The following is an 18,643-nucleotide window of genomic DNA, read 5'->3' on the forward strand; positions in this document are numbered from 1 at the left end:
CGGGACCCGGCCCGGCACGCGCTGGTAGCCTTGACCCTCGATGGAAGCCGGACCCGACCAGACCTCCCCCACCCCGACGCCGCCGACCGCCCGGGCTCCCCGGGGACGGTCCACCCGGCAGAAGACGGCGGTGAACCGCGCCCTGGACGAGCTGCGCGACTTCGTCAGCGCCCGGGAGCTGTTCGACGTCCTGCGCGAGCGCGGCGAGCAGGTCTCGCTGGCCACGGTGTACCGCGTCCTGCAGCAGCAGCAGCAGGAGGGCACCGTGGACGTGCTGAACCCGGACGACGGCGAGTCGTTGTTCCGGCGCTGCGAGGCGCAGGACCACCATCACCACCTGGTCTGCCGCCGCTGCGGCCGGGCCGTGGAGATCGAGGCCCCCGCGGTGGAGCGGTGGACCGAGCGGATCGCGGGCGAGCACGGCTTCACCGACGTGGAGCACACCGTGGAGATCTACGGGACCTGCCCCGACTGTTCCCGCTCCTGAGCCTCCGGCGGGCCGCAGTCCGGGTCCACCAGCAATGGCGTGGCGGAGCGGTGCAGCGAGCCCAGGCCGTACACGTCCTCCAGGTTCCGGCGCGTCATCACGGCGGCCGGGGGTCCCGAGGCCACCACGCGGCCGTTCACCAGGATGACGTGGTCCGCCGCCCCGGCCTCCTCGAGGTCGTGGGTCGTCAGCACCACGGAGTGCCCGTGGTCCGTCTCCGCGTGGATGATCCGGTCGATGGTCCGCGCCGAGGTGATGTCCAGTCCGGTCATCGGCTCGTCGAGCATGAGCACCTCGTGGCCCTGGGCCAGTCCCTGGGCCACGTAGACGCGCTGGCGCTGGCCCCCCGAGAGCTCCTCGAGGTGGCGGCCGGCCAGGTCGGCCACGTCCATCTGCTCCAGCGCGGCCCGGACGGCCTCCCGGTCCGCCCGCCCGAAGGGGCGCAGCCAGCCGCGAGCCGGGTACCGGCCCATCCGCACGACGTCGCGCACGGTCATCGGGGTGCCCACCGGGAACACGACCGACTGCATGACGTAGGAGATCCGCCGGCGGTTGGCCCGCGCGGAGCCGCCCAGCACCTGCAGGGAGCCCGACGTCGGCTCCAGCACCCCCGCGATCGCCTGCAGCAGGGTGGACTTGCCCGAGCCGTTGGGCCCGATCACGGCGGTCACCCCGCCCAGCGGCACCCGGAAGGTGGAGGCGGCCAGGGCCACGTGGTGGCCGTGCGAGAGGACCAGGTCCCTCGCCTCGACCAGCGGCCCGCCCGGCGTCGTCGCGGCGCTCACGGACCCACCTCCCCGGCCGGCCGCGGCGCGGCGACGGGACCCGGGGCCGAGCCCCCCGGGGCGACGGAGGCGGGGACGGCGGGTCCCGGGGCGGCGATCTCCGGGGCGAGCACGCCGCGTCCCCCACCGCGGCGGCCCGAACGGCGGCGCAGCACGCGCACCGCCTCGCGGACCGCGAGGACCACGAAGAACAGGACGATGGGCGTCAGCGCCATCGTCGCCGACCCCGCCGTGCCCCAGTGGTAGCTCAGGGACAGGCCCACGGCCACGGAGGCCATCGCGATGCCCACCGACCAGGCGAACATGGCCGGCACCGAGCGGGACACCAGGGCCGCCGTGGCCGGCGGGCCCACCAGCAGGCCGAAGACGAGCATGGTGCCCACGGCCTGGAAGCTGCCGATCACGGCCGTGGCGATGAGCACCAGCAGCAGCCCGTGCGTCAGCCGGGGGTGCAGGCCCAGGGAGCGCGCCTTGGCCGGGGAGAAGGACAGCGCCATCAGGGGACGGTAGAGCAGGGCGGCGAACAGGACCACCACGACGGCCAGCACGGACTGGATCCGGATGTCCGCCCAGGTCACCCCGAGGGCGTCGCCGAAGAGGATCGCCGTGAGGGAGCCCGTGTACGACTCCGAGCGGGAGATGATCACCACGCCCAGGGCCATCATGCCCACGAAGAGCAGGCCGATGGAGGTGTCCTCCTTCAGGGTAGTGGTCCGGTAGACCAGCTGCATCCCGCCGACCATGGCCGCGGCCGCCACGGCGGCCCCCGCGTACGGGGAGAACCCGAACAGCACGGCGGCGGCGATCCCGGGGATCACCCCGTGGACGAAGGCGTCCCCGAAGAAGCTCATCCCGCGCAGCACCAGCCAGACCCCGACCACGGAGCACATGACGGCGGCGACCAGCCCGCCCACGAGGGCGCGCTGCTGGAAGCCCAGGGCGAAGGGCTCGATCAACCAGTCCACGGCGACCACCCTAGTGCCCGCTCGCCGCACCGGACCCGGGGGCGGCGACGCCGTCCGGAGGTCCCGGTCACGAGAGCGCGTCCGCGAGGGTCTTCGCGTTGGTGACCATGGCCTCCGCGTAGTCCTCCGCCCCGGAGCCCGGGCCTCCCACGCCGCCCTCGTAGAGCTCGACCACGGGGACCCCGCCGCCCGTCTCGGCCGCCAGGGCCGGGATGAGCCGGTTGCCGGACCCGGCGCTCATGACGAGGGCGTCCACGCCCTCCCGCTCGACCCGGTCGACGAGGCCGGCCAGGCGCTCCGAGGACGGCTCGGAGTCGGTGGACCCGCCCGGGACGACCACGCCGGCGACCTCGAAGCCGTAGGCGTCGGCGAAGTAGGCATAGGCGTCATGGTCCGTCAGCAGCGTGCGCCGGTCCTCGGGGATCCCGGCCAGGATCTCGCGGATCTGCCCGTCGGCCTCCTCCAGGGCCGAGCGCTCCTGCCGGCCGCAGTCGGCGTAGGCGTCGTCGCCGGTGGCCTCGGCCAGCGCGTCGCCGATCACCTCGGCCGCCCGCGCCATGCGCGCCACGTCCATCCAGACGTGCGGGTCCTCGTCACCGTGCGCCGCGTGCTCCTCGGCCGTCTCCCCCGCGTGGGCGTCCTCGGCCTCGTCGGCGTGCGCCGCGTGCTCCTCGGCCGTCTCCCCCGCGTGGGCGTCCTCGGCCTCGTCGGCGTGCGCCGCGTGCTCCTCGGCGGTCTCCCCCGCGTGGGCGTCCTCGGCCTCGTCGGCGTGCGCCGCGTGCTCCTCGGCGGTCTCCCCCGCGTGCTCGCCGGTGAGCTCCTCGGACGGCTCCTCGGCGTAGGGCAGCGGGTCCAGCTCGGGGGCGACCTCGAGCACTCGCGCCCCGTCCGCCGTGGCGTTCTCCAGCGCCGAGGCCATCCCCGACTCCAGGCCGAGGCCGTTGGCCACCACCAGCTCGGCCCCCGCCATCTCGGCGACCTGCCGGGAGGAGGGCGAGAAGTCGTGCGGGTCGTCACCGGGACCCATCAACGTGGTGGACCCGGTCCCGGCGCACGCGGTGACGTCCGCCAGGACACTGCCCAGCTGCGTGGTGGTCGCCACGGCCACGGGCTCGCCCGCGGCCTCCCCGCCCCCCGCGGTGTCCCCGGAGGCCCCTCCGTCCGCGCAGGACGTGACGGTGAGCAGGGTGACGGCCGCGAGGCCCAGGGCGGGCATCAGCCGGCGGTCGCGGCGGGGGCGGTGGGGCATGGCGGGATCCTCCGGGATCGGACGGTTATTGCGAATCGTTGTCAAGAATATCAGGTGCGACTCGTTCGCAATAACACCGGCGGTCCGGGCGGGCGGCGGGTGCCCCGTCACGGGGCCCCGCCCCCCGGGGGGCAGGCCCGGCCCGCGGCCGCGGGACCGGCCTCAGCCCTCGGCGCCGGCCGCCCGCGGGTGGCGCAGGCGGTACGGGTTGCTCGACTGCGTGGCGTCGTGGATCTCGCCCACGAGCACCTCGAGCACGTCCTCGAGGAACAGCACGCCCACCGTCCGGCCCGTGGCCGAGATGACCCGGGCCAGGTGCGAGCCGGTCCGCTGCATGAGCGAGAGCGCGTCCTCGATCTCGTCCTGCACCCCCACGTTGGCCAGCGAGCGCACCTTGGTCACCGGCACCGGCTCGCGGTAGCGCTCCGAGGGGACCGTCATGACGTCCTTGAGGTGGAGGTAGCCCGTGTACGAGCCGTCCGCGTCCTCGAGCACGAAGCGGGAGAACCCGGTCCGGCCGACGGCCCGCTCGAAGGCCTGCGGCGAGACGTCGGCCGGCAGGGTGACGAGCTGGGAGTCCGGGACCATCACCGCCTCGGCGGTGTAGTCCGAGAACTCCAGGGCGCCGGAGAGCAGCCCCGAGCCGTCGTCCACGAGGCCCGTGCGCGTGGACTCGGCCACGATCGACTGCACCTCCTCGAGCGTGTAGGTGGAGTTCACCTCGTCCTGGGGCTCCACCCTCAGCGCACGCAGGATGACGTTGGCCGACCAGTTCAGCAGCACGATCACCGGGTGCAGCACCCGGTTGAGCCACACCAGCGGGGTCGCCAGCAGCAGGACGGCCTTGTCGGCCAGGGACACGGCCGCGTTCTTCGGGACCATCTCGCCGAAGGTGACGTGCAGGAAGGTGACCACCAGCAGGGCGATGACGAACGCGGAGACATCCGCGACCGCCGTCGGGACCCCCACCGCCTCCAGCGGGGTGACCAGCAGGTGGTGCAGGGCGGGCTCGGACACGTTGAGGATCAGCAGCGAGCACACGGTGATGCCGAGCTGGCACACCGCGAGCATCTGGCTGACGTGCTCCATGGCGAACAGCGCCGTGCGCGCGCGCCCCGAGCCGGCCTCGGCCCGCGGCTCGATCTGGCTGCGCCGGGCGCCCATGACGGCGAACTCCCCGGCGACGAAGAAGGCGTTGGCCGCGAGCAGCACGACCAGCCACAGGATGCCGACGACGTCCTGGCTCATCGGGCCACCTCCCCGTTCGCGGCCGCGCCCGGGGCGGTCCGGGGCTCGGGCGCCGCGGGGATGAACTTGACGCGGTCCACCCGCCGGCCGTCCATGCGCTCCACCACGAGGGTGCCGCCGTCGGCCTCGACCGCGTCCCCGACCTCGGCCACGCGGCCCAGCCGGGCCATCACGTAGCCGCCGACGGTGTCGTAGGAGCCATCCTCCGGGACCCTGAGGCCGGTGACCTGGGCCCCGACCTCGTCCGGGCGCATGAGCCCGGGGAAGTACCACTTGCCGGAGGCGGTCTGGAGCACGCCGGGGGTGACCCGGTCGTGCTCGTCCGAGACCTCGCCGACGATCTCCTCCACGAGGTCCTCGAGCGTGACCATGCCGGCGGTGCCCCCGTACTCGTCCACGACCATGGCGACCTGCAGGCTGGCCGAGCGCAGCTCGCCCAGCAGCTGGTCCAGGTGCACGGTCTCGGGCACGCGCCCCACGTCGGTCATGATGGTCGCCGCCACGAGCTCGGCCCGCTTGGCCCGCGGCACCGCCACGGCCTTCTTCACGTGCAGCACGCCGCGCACGTCGTCCGGGGACTCCCCGATGACCGGGAACCGGGAGTAGCCGGTGCGCCGGGCGATGTCGATGACCGAGTCCAGCGGCTCGTCCGCCGCGATCGACTCCATGCGGATGCGGGGGGTCATGACGTCGGAGGCGGTGCGGTCCGAGAACCGCAGGGTGCGGTCCACGAAGGTCGCGGTCTTGGCGTCCAGGGTCCCCATCTCGGCCGAGCGGCGCACGAGCGAGGACAGCTCGTCCGGGGTGCGGGCGCCGGAGATCTCCTCCTTGGCCTCCATCCCGAACAGGTGCAGCACGCGGTTGGAGAAGCCGTTGAGGACGAAGATCACCGGCCGGAAGACGGCGGTGAACACGAGCTGGGGACGGGCCAGGGCACGGCCCACCTGCATCGCCCGGGCGATCGAGAGGTTCTTGGGCACCAGCTCGCCGATCAGCATCGACAGCAGGGTTGCCACCACCATGGCGACCACGAGCGAGACCACGGTGGCCGAGGCCGCGGGCACGCCCCACGCCGTCAGCGGCCCGGCCAGCAGCGCCCCGAGGGAGGGCTCCATGAGGTAGCCGGTCAGCAGCGTGGTCAGGGTGATGCCGAGCTGGCACGCCGAGAGCTGGGTGGAGAGGGACTTCAGGCAGCGCAGCAGCGGTTCGGCCCCGCGGTCGCCCTCGTCCACGAGCCGCTGCACGGTCGGGACGTCCAGGGCGATCATCGAGAACTCGACGGCCACGAAGAAGCCGGTGCCCAGGATGAGCAGCAGGCCGAGGCCCAGCAGGAGCCATTCCACGGTCAGCGCTCACCCCCGGCGGTCGTCACGCCGACGACGGCCCCGGGGGCCGGACCGACGGGGTGGGGTGAGCACGTACTGGAGGGCTCCGTTCCGGCCACGGCGCCCGAGGCGCGGCGGCGGGAGGTGGCACCGGATCGGTGTCTGTCCATGGTGCCCCCAGTATAGGGGGCGGTCCTGCCCCGGGCGCCCCACCTGCGCCGACGCCGCCCCGCGACCCGGCGCGGGTCCCGGAGTGCCTCCGGGCCGCCCCGGGCGTCACCAGGACTGCCGGACCGGCCGCCCCTCCTCGTAGCCGGCCGCCGACTGCACGCCGACCACGGCGCGCTCGCGGAACGCGGCCAGGTCGGCGGCGCCGGCGTAGGTCATGGACGAGCGAACGCCCGCGGTGATCATGTCCAGCAGGTCCTCGACCGAGGGCCGCTCGGGATCCAGGTACATGCGGGAGGTGGAGATGCCCTCCTCGAACATCGCCTTGCGCGCGCGCGAGTAGGCGTCCTCCGCACGGGTCCGGTTCTGCACGGCGCGCGCCGAGGCCATGCCGAAGCTCTCCTTGTAGCGGCGCCCGTCGGCGTCGGTCACCAGGTCCCCCGGGGACTCGACGGTGCCGGCGAACCAGGACCCGATCATCACCTGGCTGGCCCCGGCCGCGAGCGCGAGGGCGACGTCCCGGGGGTAGCGCACGCCGCCGTCGGCCCAGACGTGCCGGCCCAGCTCGCGGGCCGCGGCCGCGCACTCGAGCACGGCGGAGAACTGGGGCCGGCCCACGGCCGTCATCATGCGCGTGGTGCACATGGCGCCCGGCCCCACCCCGACCTTGACGATGTCCGCCCCGGCGGCCACCAGCTCGCGCACGCCGTCCGCGGAGACGACGTTGCCGGCGACCACGGGCAGGCCCAGGTCCTGTCCCCGCACGGCGGCCAGCGCGTCCAGCATCTTGCGCTGGTGGCCGTGCGCGGTGTCCACGACGAGGACGTCCACGCCGGCCTCGGCGAGCGCCGCGGCGCGGCCGGCCACGTCCCCGTTGATCCCGACGGCGGCGCCCACCTTCAGCCGGCCCGCGCCGTCCAGGGCGGGGGCGAACATGCCCGAGCGCAGCGCGCCGGCCGGGGTGAGCACCCCGACGAGGGCGCCGCCGTCCAGCACCGGCGCGTAGGGGGTGCCGGCGCCGTCGAGCGCCAGGAACGCCCGCTCGAGGGCGGCCTCGGGCAGCCGGCCGTCCCGCAGGGCCGGGAAGTCCTCCGCCCGGAACGCCACGGAGGGCTGGCGCAGCACGGAGGCCACGGAGGAGAACCGGTCCACGCCCTCGCAGTCCTCGTGCCGGACGATGCCGGCGAAGGACCCGTCCTCGGCCACGACGCACACGGCCGGGTGGTCGCGCTTGCCCAGCAGGTGCAGCACGTCCAGCACGGTGTGGGTGGGGCGGACCCGCAGCGGCGTCTCGAAGACGGGGTGGCGGTCCTTGACCCAGCCTGCCACCTGGCGGATGACCTCCAGCGGCACGTCCTGGGGCAGGATGCCTAGCCCGCCGCGGCGGGCCATCGTCTCCACCATGCGCCGCCCGGTCACGGCGGTCATGTTGGCCGCGACGACCGGGATGGTGGTGCCGGTGCCGTCGTCGGCGGCGATGTCCACGTCCATCCGGCTCGTCACCTCCGACCGCGAGGGGACCAGGAAGACGTCCGAGTACGTGAGGTCGGTCGTGGGCGCGGTGAGGAACTCCATGGGGCCATCGTCGCACCCCCGCGCGGGGACCGGGGAAATCGCGCCGGGTCGTTGGTGCCGGGACGCCAAGTGTCACTATGCTGTCATGAGGCCCGCCCACGGACCGGACCGACCGGTCCGGCGACCACCGGACCGGGGCGGGGTGCAGGCGAAGATCCGCCGGTGAACCACACATGACTACGGAAGAGGCGTATCCACCGTGCCAGAACTGACCTCCGACCGGCTTTCCGCGGAGTTCCCCGGAAACGAATGGCTCGTCGCGGAGATCTACGACAAGTACAGGGCGGACAAGTCCTCCGTGGACGCCAAGTGGGTGGAGATCTTCGAGCGCCTCGAGGCCGACGGCCCCGCGGCGGGCGGCACGTCCGCCCGCGTCCCGGCCGCCGCCACCAAGGAGGTCGTGCCGGAGGCCCCGCAGGACGCCGGCAAGCGCGGCCCCGCGGCCCCCGCCGGCGCCAACGGCGCCGCTCCGCAGTCCGCCCCGCGGACGGGCGCGACCGCGGCGCCCGCGAAGCCGGACCGGAAGCCCGCCGCCCCGGCGGCGAGGCCGGCCGAGCGCCAGCCCTCCGCCGCGCCGTCGGTGAAGAAGTCCGGCGCCCCGGCCACGGCCCCCGTGCCCTCCGAGCCGGAGAAGTCCAAGAAGAAGGGCACCACCGAGCCCGCCGAGGACGCCGTCACCCCGCTGCGCGGGATGGCCCGCGCCGTGGCCAAGAACATGGACGCCTCGCTGTCCATGCCCACCGCGACCACGGTGCGCGACGTGCCGGCCAAGCTGCTGATCGACAACCGGATCATCATCAACAACCACCTCAAGCGCACGCGCGGCGGCAAGGTGTCCTTCACGCACCTCATCGGCTACGCGCTGGTGCGGGCGCTGGCCCAGTACCCCGCGATGAACGTGCTCTACCGCGAGGTGGACGGCAAGCCCTCCGTCGTCCAGCCCGCCCACGTCAACTTCGGCCTGGCGATCGACCTGCCGCAGAAGGACGGCTCCCGCACGCTCGTGGTGCCGAACATCAAGGCCGCCGAGACCATGGACTTCATCGAGTTCTGGCGCTCGTACGAGGACCTCGTCAAGCGGGGCCGGGACAACAAGCTGGCCCTGGACGACTACGCCGGCACCACCGTCTCGCTGACCAACCCGGGCGGCATCGGCACCGTGCACTCCGTGCCGCGGCTCTCCGAGGGCCAGGCCGCCATCATCGGCGTGGGCGCGCTGGACTACCCCGCCGAGTTCCAGGGCGCCTCCGAGAAGACCCTGAGCCGGCTGGCCGTCTCCAAGACGATCACGCTGACCTCCACCTACGACCACCGGGTCATCCAGGGCGCGGCCTCGGGCGAGTTCCTCAAGCTCATCCACGGCCTGCTGCTGGGCGAGCAGGACTTCTACGACGAGATCTTCGAGTCCCTGCGGATCCCCTACGAGCCGGTGCGCTGGAAGCCGGACGTCCAGGTCAACCCCGAGGACGAGATCAACAAGGTCGCCCGGATCCAGCAGCTGATCCACGCCTACCGCGTGCGCGGCCACCTGATCGCGGACGTGGACCCGCTCGAGTACACGATGCGCCAGCACCCCGACCTGGACATCCTCCAGCACGGGCTGACCCTGTGGGACCTGGACCGCGAGTGGCCGACCGGCGGCTTCGGCGGCAAGACCATGCTGCCGCTGCGCAACATCCTCGGGGTCCTGCGGGACGCGTACTGCCGCAACACGGGCGTGGAGTACATGCACATCCAGGACCCGGCCGAGCGCAAGTGGTTCCAGGACGAGCTGGAGCACCCGTACTCCAAGCCCACCCGCGAGGAGCAGCTGCGCATCCTGGGCCGGCTCAACGCGGCCGAGGCCTTCGAGACGTTCCTGCAGACCAAGTTCGTCGGCCAGAAGCGGTTCTCCCTCGAGGGCGGCGAGTCGCTCATCGCCCTGCTGGACGGCGTGCTCTCCGGCGCGGCCGACCAGGGCCTGGAGGGCGTGGGCATCGGCATGGCCCACCGCGGCCGCCTCAACGTGCTGACCAACATCGCCGGCAAGACGTACGCCCAGGTCTTCCGCGAGTTCGAGGGCACCGCGATCCCCGGCTCCGTCGAGGGCTCGGGGGACGTGAAGTACCACCTCGGCACCGAGGGCACGTTCATCTCCGACCGCGGCAACCGCACCAAGGTCTACCTGGCCGCCAACCCGTCCCACCTCGAGGCCGTCAACCCGGTCCTGGAGGGCATGGTGCGAGCCAAGCAGGACCGGCTGGACCACGGCGGGCAGTCCGTGGATTCCTACTCCGTGCTGCCGATCCTCGTCCACGGCGACGCCGCCTTCGCGGGCCAGGGCGTGGTGGCCGAGACGCTGAACCTGTCCCAGCTGCGCGGCTACCGCACCGGCGGCACGATCCACGTGATCGTCAACAACCAGGTCGGCTTCACCACCCCGCCGTCCTCCGCCCGGTCCTCCGTCTACGCCACGGACGTGGCCAAGACCATCCAGGCGCCGATCTTCCACGTCAACGGCGACGATCCCGAGTCCGTGGTCCGCGTGGCCCAGCTGGCCTTCCAGTACCGGCAGCGGTTCAACAAGGACGTCGTCATCGACCTCATCTGCTACCGGCGCCGCGGGCACAACGAGGGCGACGACCCCTCGATGACCCAGCCGCGCATGTACAACCTCATCGAGCAGAAGCGCTCCGTGCGCAAGCTGTACGTGGAGAACCTCGTCGGCCGCGGCGACATCACGCAGGACGAGGCCGACTCGGCGCTCAAGGACTACCAGCAGCGCCTGGAGCGGGTGTTCGCGGAGACCCACGAGGCCCAGACCTCCCCGCTGCCGGTCGTCGGCGCCGGGCTCGAGACGCCCTCGCGGGAGGTCCACCACGGCCGCCAGGCCCCGGACGGCACCCGCATCAGCGAGCAGGTCCTGCAGCGGATCGGCGAGGCCCACCTGGAGATCCCGGAGGGCTTCACCGTCCACCCCAAGCTCCGCTCGCTGCTGGAGAAGCGCGCCAAGATGGCCGTCAACGGGGACATCGACTGGGGCTTCGCCGAGCTGGCCGCGTTCGGCTCGCTGCTGCTCGAGGGCGTGCCGGTCCGGCTCGCCGGCCAGGACTCGCGCCGCGGCACCTTCGTGCAGCGCCACGCGGTGTTCCACGACCGGATCACCGACGACGAGTGGACGCCGCTGAAGAACCTCTCGGCCGACCAGGCGAAGTTCTGGGTCTACGACTCCCTGCTCAGCGAGTACGCGGCGATGGGCTTCGAGTACGGCTACTCCGTGGAGCGCCCCGACGCCCTCGTCCTGTGGGAGGCGCAGTTCGGCGACTTCGTCAACGGCGCGCAGACCATGATCGACGAGTTCCTGTCCTCCTCCGAGCAGAAGTGGGGCCAGCACTCCTCGCTGGTGCTGCTGCTGCCGCACGGCTACGAGGGCCAGGGGCCGGACCACTCCTCCGCGCGGATCGAGCGCTTCCTGCAGATGTGCGCCCAGGAGAACATGCGCGTGGCCAACCCCTCCACCGGGGCCAACCACTTCCACCTGCTGCGCGAGCAGGCCTACGCCCGCCCGCGCCGGCCGCTGATCGTCTTCACGCCGAAGCAGCTGCTGCGCCTGAAGGCGGCCGCCTCGCCGGTGGAGGACTTCACCCGCGGCCGGTTCCAGGCCGTGATCCCGGACCGCGAGGTCGGGCAGGACGCGGACAAGGTGCTGCTGGTCTCCGGCCGGCTGTACTACGACCTGCTGGCCCGGCGCGCCAAGGACAAGGACGACCGCACCGCGATCGTCCGGGTCGAGCAGCTCTACCCGCTGCCGGACCGGGAGATCGCGGCGGAGCTGGAGAAGTACCCGGACGCCCAGGTCACCTGGGTCCAGGACGAGCCGGCGAACCAGGGCCCGGGCCCCTTCATGGAGCTCAACCTGTTCCCGCGGCTGGACCGCGAGGTCCGGTTCGTCTCCCGGCCCGCCTCGGCCTCCACCGCGGCCGGCTCGAAGACCCGCCACGACCAGGAGGCGTCGGTCCTGCTGGACCAGGCCTTCGCCCGCTGACACACCACTGGGGACGCCCCGGGCCCTCGCGCCCGCGGCCGGGTCCCCCACCGGGGTTCGGCCCGGCCGCCACGAGGCGGCCGGGCCGAACGCACGGAGGGGCCTTGCTACAGTGGCGACCACCGCAATCGAAAGGTATACCGTGGAGATTCGTCGGATCCGCATCGCGTCCGTCGGCAATGAACTGCTGGCGGGCGTGGGCGACCCCCGCGCCCTGGGCTGGCTGGGCCGCGTGCTCGCCAAGACCTCGGCCCCCGGGGTCCAGCTCGAGAGCTACGTGCTGGCCCGCCCCGGCGAGGGCACGGAGGCGCTGTCCCATCGCTGGCAGTCGGAGACGGCCCTGCGCTACTCCCCCGACACCGAGAACCGGCTCGTGATCGGCCTGTCCGACCTCGACCTGGACCTCGAGTCCTCCACGGCCCGCGCCCGGCTCAACCTGGCGAACATCCTGGACCGGGCGGCCCAGGCGGACATCGCGACCCTCGTGGTCGGCCCCGTGCCGTCCCTCGACGGGGAGCGCAACGCCCGGCTCTCCGAGCTCAACGCCGCCTACATGGACGTCGCGGACCGCCGTCACCACTACTACGTGGACACCTTCACCCCGCTCGTGAACCACGAGCAGTGGCGCAACGACCTCGCCGCCGGCCAGGGGATGCCGGGCCAGGCCGGCTACGGGCTCATCGCGTGGCTCGTGCTGCACCGCGGCTGGTACCAGTGGCTCAACGTGCCGGAGCCCACGGCCTAGCCCCCTCCCCCTCGCCGCCGTCCCTGCCCGCCGCCAGTGCCCCATTCCCCCGGTCCCGACGGCGGCCGGACAGGTCCCGGGGGCGCCCGGTCCGCTTTGTGGCGCGAGGGGAGCGTGTGAGAAACTGGATGGTGCTGTCACGCTCCCGGGACAGCACTGGAACGCGCCCGTGCGGCGCGGGTCCGTTCCCACCACCGGAAGGAAACGCGATGAGCAAGCGTGGACGCAAGCGGCGCGATCGCCGCAAGAACGGCGCCAACCACGGCCGGCGGCCCAACTCCTGAGGCCCCGCCGGCGGCACCGCCACCGGAACGTACAGACCCCGCCGATCGGGACGGCCAGCCGTCCGCCCCGGCGGGGTCTGTTGCGTCCCGGGCCGGACGGCCCGGGCGGCGTGCGGGTCTAGTGGCCCGCCTCGACCCGCAGCTGGCTGATCCGGGTCATGATGCTCACCTTCAGCGTCTCCGGCGCCTTCTCCGAGCAGCTCCGCCGCACCACGGAGCGGATGATGCACTCCAGGTCGTACTCGTGCGCGCAGTCGGGGCACTCCTCGAGGTGACTGCGCACCTCCTCCAGGTCACGGTGCGTCAGCGCCCCGTCCAGGTACTCGTACAACCGCTGGATGCGGGCGTCCTCACAGTCGCCGATCCTCTGGCAGTCCGCGCTCATCTGCCCGCCTCCTGTCCTTCGTTCCCGCCGGTGGCGCCGGCATCGGGTTCCGTCGTGGTGGTCTCCCGGGCCGCCGTGGCGGCCTTGCGGGACTGGGTCTTCCGGGGCGCCTTCGCGGGCTTGTCCTCCACCCGGATGCCGCGGTCGCGCGCGTAATCCGTCAACAGCCCGCGCAGCAGCTTGCGCCCGCGGTGCAGGCGGCTCATCACCGTGCCGATCGGGATGTCGAGGATCTCCGCGATCTCCTTGTACGCGAAGCCCTCCACGTCCGCGAAGTACACGGCGAGCCGGAACTCCTCGGGGATGGCCTGCAGGGCGTCCTTGACGTCCGAGTCCGGCAGGTGGTCCAGCGCCTCGGTCTCGGCCGAGCGCAGCCCGGACGAGGTGTGCTCGGCGGCCTGGGCCATCTGCCAGTCCTCGACCGTGTCGGTCGTGGCCTGCTGCGGCTGGCGCTGGCGCTTGCGGTACAGGTTGATGTACGTGTTCGTCAGGATCCGGTACAGCCAGGCCTTGAGGTTCGTGCCGGGGCGGTACTGGTGGAAGGACGAGTACGCCTTGGTGAACGCCTCCTGCACGAGGTCCTCGGCGTCCTGCGGGTTGCGCGTCATGCGCATCGCGGCGGAGTACAGCTGGTCCACGTACTCCAGGGCGTCGCGCTCGAAGCGCTCGCGCCGGGCGGCATCGGACTCCGTGTCGAGGTCCACGTCCGGGTCATCGTGGTCGGCGGGGACCTGGGCGGTGTTGTGCGTTTCCATCGCCGCCCAGTCTACGTCCGCGGGGCCCTCGCGGACGGGGCGCTCGGCGAGGGCGGTCGCGGCGGGGGCCATGGTCCGTCCTTCCTCGCCGGCGGGGCCACACCGTGCCGGTGCCGCCCCCGCGGCGCTGCCGTGGGTGCTGGGGTCGCCCGGTACAGCAATCCACCCGGCGCGGATATTCCGCGCCCGGTATCGTGGACGGGTGACGAGTACAGCCCCGACCCCGCCGCTGCCCGACCCCTGGCCCGCCCCCGAGCCCCACGGTCCGGTGCGCGGGACGGTCCGCGTGCCGGGCTCGAAGTCCCTCACGAACCGCTACCTCGTCCTGGCCGCCCTGGCCGAGGGCCCCAGCGTGCTGCGCGGCGTCCTGGACAGCCGGGACTCGCGGCTGATGATCGCCGCGCTGGAGTCGCTGGGCGCCACCGTGCGCCCCGCCGGCGAGGGCGCGGTGCGCGTCACCCCCCTCCCCGACGGCGGCGCGGCGGGCCCCGCCGACGGTGGCGCGGCCGGCGACCGCACGATCGACTGCGGGCTGGCCGGCACCGTCATGCGCTTCGTCCCGCCGGTGGCCGCCCTCGTGGCCGGCACGAGCCACTTCACCGGCGACGCCTCCGCCCTGGCCCGGCCCATGGGCCCGGTCCTGGCCGGGCTGGCCGCGCTCGGCGTGGCCGTGGACGGCCCGGGCACCGCCGGCGGCACGCTGCCCTTCTCCGTGCGCGGCACGGGGCGCGTGGAGGGCGGCCGGGTCGAGGTGGACGCCTCCGGCTCCAGCCAGTTCGTCTCCGCCCTGCTGCTGGCCGCCCCGCGGTTCCGGCACGGGCTGCACCTGGTGCACACCGGCGCCGCGGTGCCCAGCCCCGAGCACGTGGCGATGACCGTGGCGGTGCTGCGCCGCTGCGGCGTCGCGGTCGACGACTCGGTCCCCGGTCAGTGGCGGGTGTCCCCCGGCCCCATCAGCGCCCTGGACCTGGCCGTGGAGCCGGACCTGTCCAACGCGGGGCCGTTCCTGGCCGCCGCGGTCGCCACCGGCGGCAGCGTCTCGGTGCCGGACTGGCCCGCGCGGACCACCCAGATCGGGGACCGCTGGCGCACGATCCTGCCCGCCTTCGGCGCCACCGTCGACTTCGCCCCGGACGCCTCCGGGCACGCCGGGACGCTCACGGTGACGGGGACGGTCGGCGAGGACGGGCACCCGCGGATCACCGCCCCGGGCGACCTGCCGGACACCGGCGAGCTCGCGCCCACGGTCGCGGCGCTGTGCCTGCTGGCGGACGGCCCCGGCCGGCTGAGCCGGATCGGCCAGCTGCGCGGCCACGAGACCGACCGGCTCGCGGCCCTCGCCGCCGAGTCGCGGCGGCTGGGCGGCGTGGTCGAGGAGGGCGCCGACCACCTCGGCTTCCACGCGGACGGCCGCCCGGCCCGGCTGCACGGTGCGGTGCTGGAGACCTACGAGGACCACCGGATGGCGACCTTCGCCGCCGTCGTGGGCCTCGCCGTCCCCGGGGTGCTGGTGCGGGACGTCGGCACCACCGCCAAGACGATGCCCGACTTCCCGCGGATGTGGTCGGCCCTCGTGGCCGGCACGGCCGGGGCCGGCGGGGCCGGGGCATGAGCCGGCCGGGCCGTGGCTTCGATCCCTCTCGCTGGGACGAGTCGGACGTGCGCGCCCGGCCGAGCAAGCGGGGCTCGCGGCCGCGGACCAAGGACCGGCCCGCGCACGAGGACGCCGTCACCGGGCGCGTCGTCACGGTGGACCGGGGGCGGTACACGGTGCACCTGCCCGGCCGCGAGGGGTTCCGCACGGTCACGGCCATGCGCGCCAAGGAGCTGCGCCGCCAGCCCGTGGTGACCGGGGACCTGGTCGGCGTCGTCGGCGACCTCTCCGGGGGCGAGGGCACGCTGGCCCGCATCGTGCGGATCGAGGACCGCAGCACCGTGCTGCGGCGCTCCGCGGACGACTCGGACGCCTACGAGCGCGTCGTGGTGGCCAACGTGGACACCCTCGTGATCATGGTGGCCGCCGCCAACCCCGAGCCGCGGACCGGCTTCATCGACCGCGCCCTCGTCGCCGCCTACGACGCGGGCATCGAGCCGGTGCTGTGCATCACCAAGACCGACCTGCGGGACCCCGCCGGCCTGCTGGCGCACTACCGCCACCTGGACCTGGAGGTGCTCACCTCGGGCGCCGCCGCCCCGGCCACGGCCGGACCGGCGGCCGGCGACGCCGCGCTGGACCCCGCCCTGCTCGCCGCCCTCCGGACCCGGCTGGAGGGCCACGTCTCCGTGCTCGTGGGCCCGTCCGGCGTCGGGAAGTCCACGCTGCTCAACGCCCTGACCGGCACGCGGCGGGCCACGGGCCACGTCAACGCGGTCACCGGCCGGGGCCGGCACACCTCCTCCTCCGCGCTGGCCATCCCGCTGCCGGCCGCCGGCGAGGACCCGGACACGGGCGACCCCTCGTCCTGGCTCGTGGACACCCCCGGCATCCGCTCCTTCGGCCTCGGCCTCGTGGACCGCGACCGCGTGGTGGAGGCCTTCGAGGACCTCGCCCCCGCCCTGGCCGACTGCCCGCGCGGCTGCACGCACGCCGAGGGCGAGCCCGGCTGCGCCCTCGACGGCTGGGTCGCCGCCGGCAACGCCGGGGTCTCCGGCCCGGAGCGCCTGGCCTCCCTGCGCCGGCTGCTGGACGGGCGGTCGGACGGGCGGGCGGACGCACGGGCGGACGCCCGCGGCGAGGTCCCTCCCGAGGCGCGCGGCGACGTCCCGTCCGGGGACCCGGCCGACGGCACCGGCGACGCCGGTGCGGGGGCGGACGGGCGCGAGAGCCCCGCCGGCCGCTGAGCCGCGGGCCCGCACCGTGCCGGTGGCCGGGGGCGGGCCGGCCCCACGGTAGCGTTGCCTGCATGAGTGACGCGCCCAAGAACTACACGGACGACCTTCGGCTGGCCCACATCATGGCCGACTCGGTGGACTCCCAGACGATGGCCCGTTTCAAGGCGCAGGACCTGCGGATCGACACGAAGCCGGACCTCACGCCGGTGACGGACGCGGACCGCACCGCCGAGGAGCTCATCCGCGGCAACCTCGCGCGCGCCCGCCCGCGCGACGCCGTCCTCGGCGAGGAGTTCGGCGAGCAGGGCCACGGTCCGCGCCGCTGGGTCATCGACCCCATCGACGGGACGAAGAACTTCGTGCGCGGCGTACCCGTCTGGGCCACGCTGATCGCCCTGATCGACGACGGCATGCCGGTGGTCGGCGTGGTCTCCGCCCCCGCGCTGAACCGCCGCTGGTGGGCCGCCAAGGGGACCGGCGCCTACACCGGCAAGTCCCTGGCCTCGGCCACCCGCATCCACGCCTCCGATGTCTCGCGCATCGAGGACGCCTCGCTGTCCTACTCCTCCCTCGAGGGCTGGCGCGAGCGCGGCAACATCCGCGAGTTCCTCGAGCTGACCTCCACGGTGTGGCGCACGCGCGCCTACGGCGACTTCTGGTCCTACATGATGGTGGCCGAGGGCTGCGTGGACATCGCGTGCGAGCCCGAGCTCGAGCTGTACGACATGGCCGCCCTGGTGCCGATCGTCACCGAGGCCGGCGGGCGGTTCACCTCCCTCGAGGGCGAGGACGGCCCCTACGGAGGCAACGCCCTGGCCACGAACGGACTGCTGCACCCCGACGCGCTGGAGGCCCTGAACCCCGACCTGGTCGGCCAGCACCAGGCCGGGTGAGCCGCCCGGGGCCCGCCCCGGCGGTCGTCCTCGCGGTCGCGGGCGGCGGGATGGCCGGGACGCTCGCGCGCTGGCTGCTCGTCGAGGTCGCCCCCTCCCCCGCGCACGCCCCCCTCGCCGGCTGGCTGGCCCTGCTCGGCGTCAACCTGGCCGGGTCCTTCCTGCTCGGGCTGTTCAACGGCCTCGCCGCCCGGCGGCCGTGGCCGCGGTGGCTCGCCGCCGGCCTCGGCGTCGGGGTCCTCGGCTCCTTCACCTCGCTCTCCGCCGTGCTGCTCGCGGCGGCCCTCGTGGCGGTGCCCGGAGTCGCGCCGGCGGTGATGTCCGCCGCAGGCCCCGGGGCCGGCGCGGGGGCCGACCCGGCCACGGTCGTGGCCAGCGCCGGGGCCGCACTCGGCGCCCTCGCCCTCGGCGCGGTCCTGGGGACCGCCGCCGGCTGGGCCGGGCTGCGCGCCGGGGGCTGGCCGCGACCGGAGCGCGCCGGCGGGCCGCGGTGAGCGGCCCGCTCGAGGGGGCGGGGGCCGGGGTCCTGGGTTTGCTGCTGCTGGCCGGGGCCCTGGGCGCCGTGCTGCGCCTGGCCTGCGACCACTGGCTGCCCCGGGGCGGGATCGTGCTGGCGAACGTGCTCGGCTGCCTCGTGGCGGGGACGGTGGCCGGGCTGGCCGCCGGCCTCGGTCCCGCGGCCGAGGGCGCGCCCGGCGCGGCCCCGCCCGGCCTCGCGCTGGTGCTCGTCACCGGCCTGGCCGGGGCGCTGACGACGTTCTCGACCGTCTCCGTCTCCACCGCCCGCGACGTCCAGCGCGGCCGCTGGGGGGCCGTGCTCGGCGCCTGGGCGGTGCACCTGGCGGCGGGTCTCGCCGCCGTCGTGCTGGGCCTGGTCGCCGGGACCGCCCTGGCCGCGGGCTGATCCGGACCCGCCGGGCCGC

Annotated in this window: 17 protein-coding genes; 9 read left to right on the forward strand and 8 right to left on the reverse strand. The window is 74.3% G+C overall.

Annotated elements, in window-relative coordinates; all coding sequences use genetic code 11:
* Positions 1–40: 40 nt before the first annotated feature.
* Positions 41–487, forward strand: coding sequence for a Fur family transcriptional regulator (locus tag E7744_RS09925; RefSeq protein ID WP_137773971.1), 447 nt, complete (start codon positions 41–43; stop codon positions 485–487).
* Here E7744_RS09925 and E7744_RS09930 read toward each other — a convergent pair.
* The 6 genes from E7744_RS09930 to E7744_RS09955 form a co-directional block, all read right to left on the reverse strand.
* Positions 454–1,272, reverse strand: a complete 819-nt coding sequence (locus E7744_RS09930) for a metal ABC transporter ATP-binding protein (protein WP_137773972.1) — start codon at positions 1,270–1,272, stop codon at positions 454–456. The two genes, E7744_RS09925 and E7744_RS09930, sit on opposite strands and share 34 nt — an antisense overlap.
* On the reverse strand, positions 1,269–2,237 hold the full coding sequence (locus E7744_RS09935) for a metal ABC transporter permease (protein WP_137773973.1): 969 nt from the start codon (positions 2,235–2,237) through the stop codon (positions 1,269–1,271). The genes E7744_RS09930 and E7744_RS09935 overlap by 4 nt, the downstream gene beginning before the upstream one ends.
* Positions 2,238–2,304: 67 nt before the next feature.
* Complete coding sequence (locus tag E7744_RS09940) at positions 2,305–3,486, reverse strand: metal ABC transporter substrate-binding protein (RefSeq protein WP_246858394.1); 1,182 nt, start codon at positions 3,484–3,486, stop codon at positions 2,305–2,307.
* Positions 3,487–3,648: 162 nt separating this feature from the next.
* Complete coding sequence (locus E7744_RS09945; RefSeq protein WP_137773974.1) at positions 3,649–4,734, reverse strand: hemolysin family protein; 1,086 nt, start codon at positions 4,732–4,734, stop codon at positions 3,649–3,651.
* Positions 4,731–6,077, reverse strand: coding sequence for a hemolysin family protein (locus tag E7744_RS09950; protein ID WP_137773975.1), 1,347 nt, complete (start codon positions 6,075–6,077; stop codon positions 4,731–4,733). Before E7744_RS09950 ends, E7744_RS09945 begins: the two co-directional genes overlap by 4 nt.
* A 258-nt stretch (positions 6,078–6,335) precedes the next feature.
* Positions 6,336–7,802: a GuaB1 family IMP dehydrogenase-related protein gene (locus tag E7744_RS09955; protein ID WP_137773976.1), complete on the reverse strand. Its 1,467-nt coding sequence runs from the start codon at positions 7,800–7,802 to the stop codon at positions 6,336–6,338.
* Between the two features lie 199 nt (positions 7,803–8,001).
* Here E7744_RS09955 and E7744_RS09960 point away from each other — a divergent pair, with 199 nt between their 5' ends.
* From E7744_RS09960 to E7744_RS16590, 3 genes are all read left to right on the forward strand, one after another.
* Positions 8,002–11,826, forward strand: a complete 3,825-nt coding sequence (locus E7744_RS09960) for a multifunctional oxoglutarate decarboxylase/oxoglutarate dehydrogenase thiamine pyrophosphate-binding subunit/dihydrolipoyllysine-residue succinyltransferase subunit (RefSeq protein WP_137773977.1) — start codon at positions 8,002–8,004, stop codon at positions 11,824–11,826.
* Between the two features lie 142 nt (positions 11,827–11,968).
* Entirely contained in the window at positions 11,969–12,571 is a 603-nt protein-coding gene (locus E7744_RS09965; protein WP_137773978.1) for a GDSL-type esterase/lipase family protein, read from the forward strand.
* Between the two features lie 209 nt (positions 12,572–12,780).
* Complete coding sequence (locus tag E7744_RS16590) at positions 12,781–12,855, forward strand: 50S ribosomal protein bL37 (protein ID WP_371415399.1); 75 nt, start codon at positions 12,781–12,783, stop codon at positions 12,853–12,855.
* 118 nt (positions 12,856–12,973) lie between these two features.
* Here the strand turns inward: E7744_RS16590 and rsrA are convergent, their stop codons facing one another.
* Positions 12,974–13,240, reverse strand: coding sequence for a mycothiol system anti-sigma-R factor (rsrA, locus tag E7744_RS09970; RefSeq protein ID WP_137773979.1), 267 nt, complete (start codon positions 13,238–13,240; stop codon positions 12,974–12,976).
* On the reverse strand, positions 13,237–14,067 hold the full coding sequence (locus E7744_RS09975) for a sigma-70 family RNA polymerase sigma factor (RefSeq protein ID WP_371415337.1): 831 nt from the start codon (positions 14,065–14,067) through the stop codon (positions 13,237–13,239). The genes rsrA and E7744_RS09975 overlap by 4 nt, the downstream gene beginning before the upstream one ends.
* A 130-nt stretch (positions 14,068–14,197) precedes the next feature.
* Between E7744_RS09975 and aroA the strand changes: the two genes are divergently transcribed.
* The 5 genes from aroA to E7744_RS15825 all read left to right on the forward strand — a co-directional run bounded on the left by aroA (position 14,198) and on the right by E7744_RS15825 (position 18,624).
* On the forward strand, positions 14,198–15,607 hold the full coding sequence (gene aroA, locus E7744_RS09980; RefSeq protein WP_246858395.1) for a 3-phosphoshikimate 1-carboxyvinyltransferase: 1,410 nt from the start codon (positions 14,198–14,200) through the stop codon (positions 15,605–15,607).
* Complete coding sequence (gene rsgA / locus E7744_RS09985) at positions 15,604–16,836, forward strand: ribosome small subunit-dependent GTPase A (protein WP_137773981.1); 1,233 nt, start codon at positions 15,604–15,606, stop codon at positions 16,834–16,836. Before aroA ends, rsgA begins: the two co-directional genes overlap by 4 nt.
* 62 nt (positions 16,837–16,898) lie before the next feature.
* Complete coding sequence (hisN, locus tag E7744_RS09990; protein ID WP_137773982.1) at positions 16,899–17,720, forward strand: histidinol-phosphatase; 822 nt, start codon at positions 16,899–16,901, stop codon at positions 17,718–17,720.
* Complete coding sequence (locus E7744_RS09995) at positions 17,717–18,214, forward strand: CrcB family protein (protein WP_137773983.1); 498 nt, start codon at positions 17,717–17,719, stop codon at positions 18,212–18,214. The genes hisN and E7744_RS09995 overlap by 4 nt, the downstream gene beginning before the upstream one ends.
* Positions 18,211–18,624 carry a CrcB family protein gene (locus tag E7744_RS15825; RefSeq protein ID WP_168199795.1) on the forward strand — a complete coding sequence of 138 codons (414 nt, stop codon included), beginning with the start codon at positions 18,211–18,213 and terminating at the stop codon, positions 18,622–18,624. The genes E7744_RS09995 and E7744_RS15825 overlap by 4 nt, the downstream gene beginning before the upstream one ends.
* The last annotated feature ends 19 nt before the right edge of the window (positions 18,625–18,643 follow it).

Source organism: Citricoccus sp. SGAir0253, from assembly GCF_005877055.1.
GTDB lineage: Bacteria > Actinomycetota > Actinomycetes > Actinomycetales > Micrococcaceae > Citricoccus.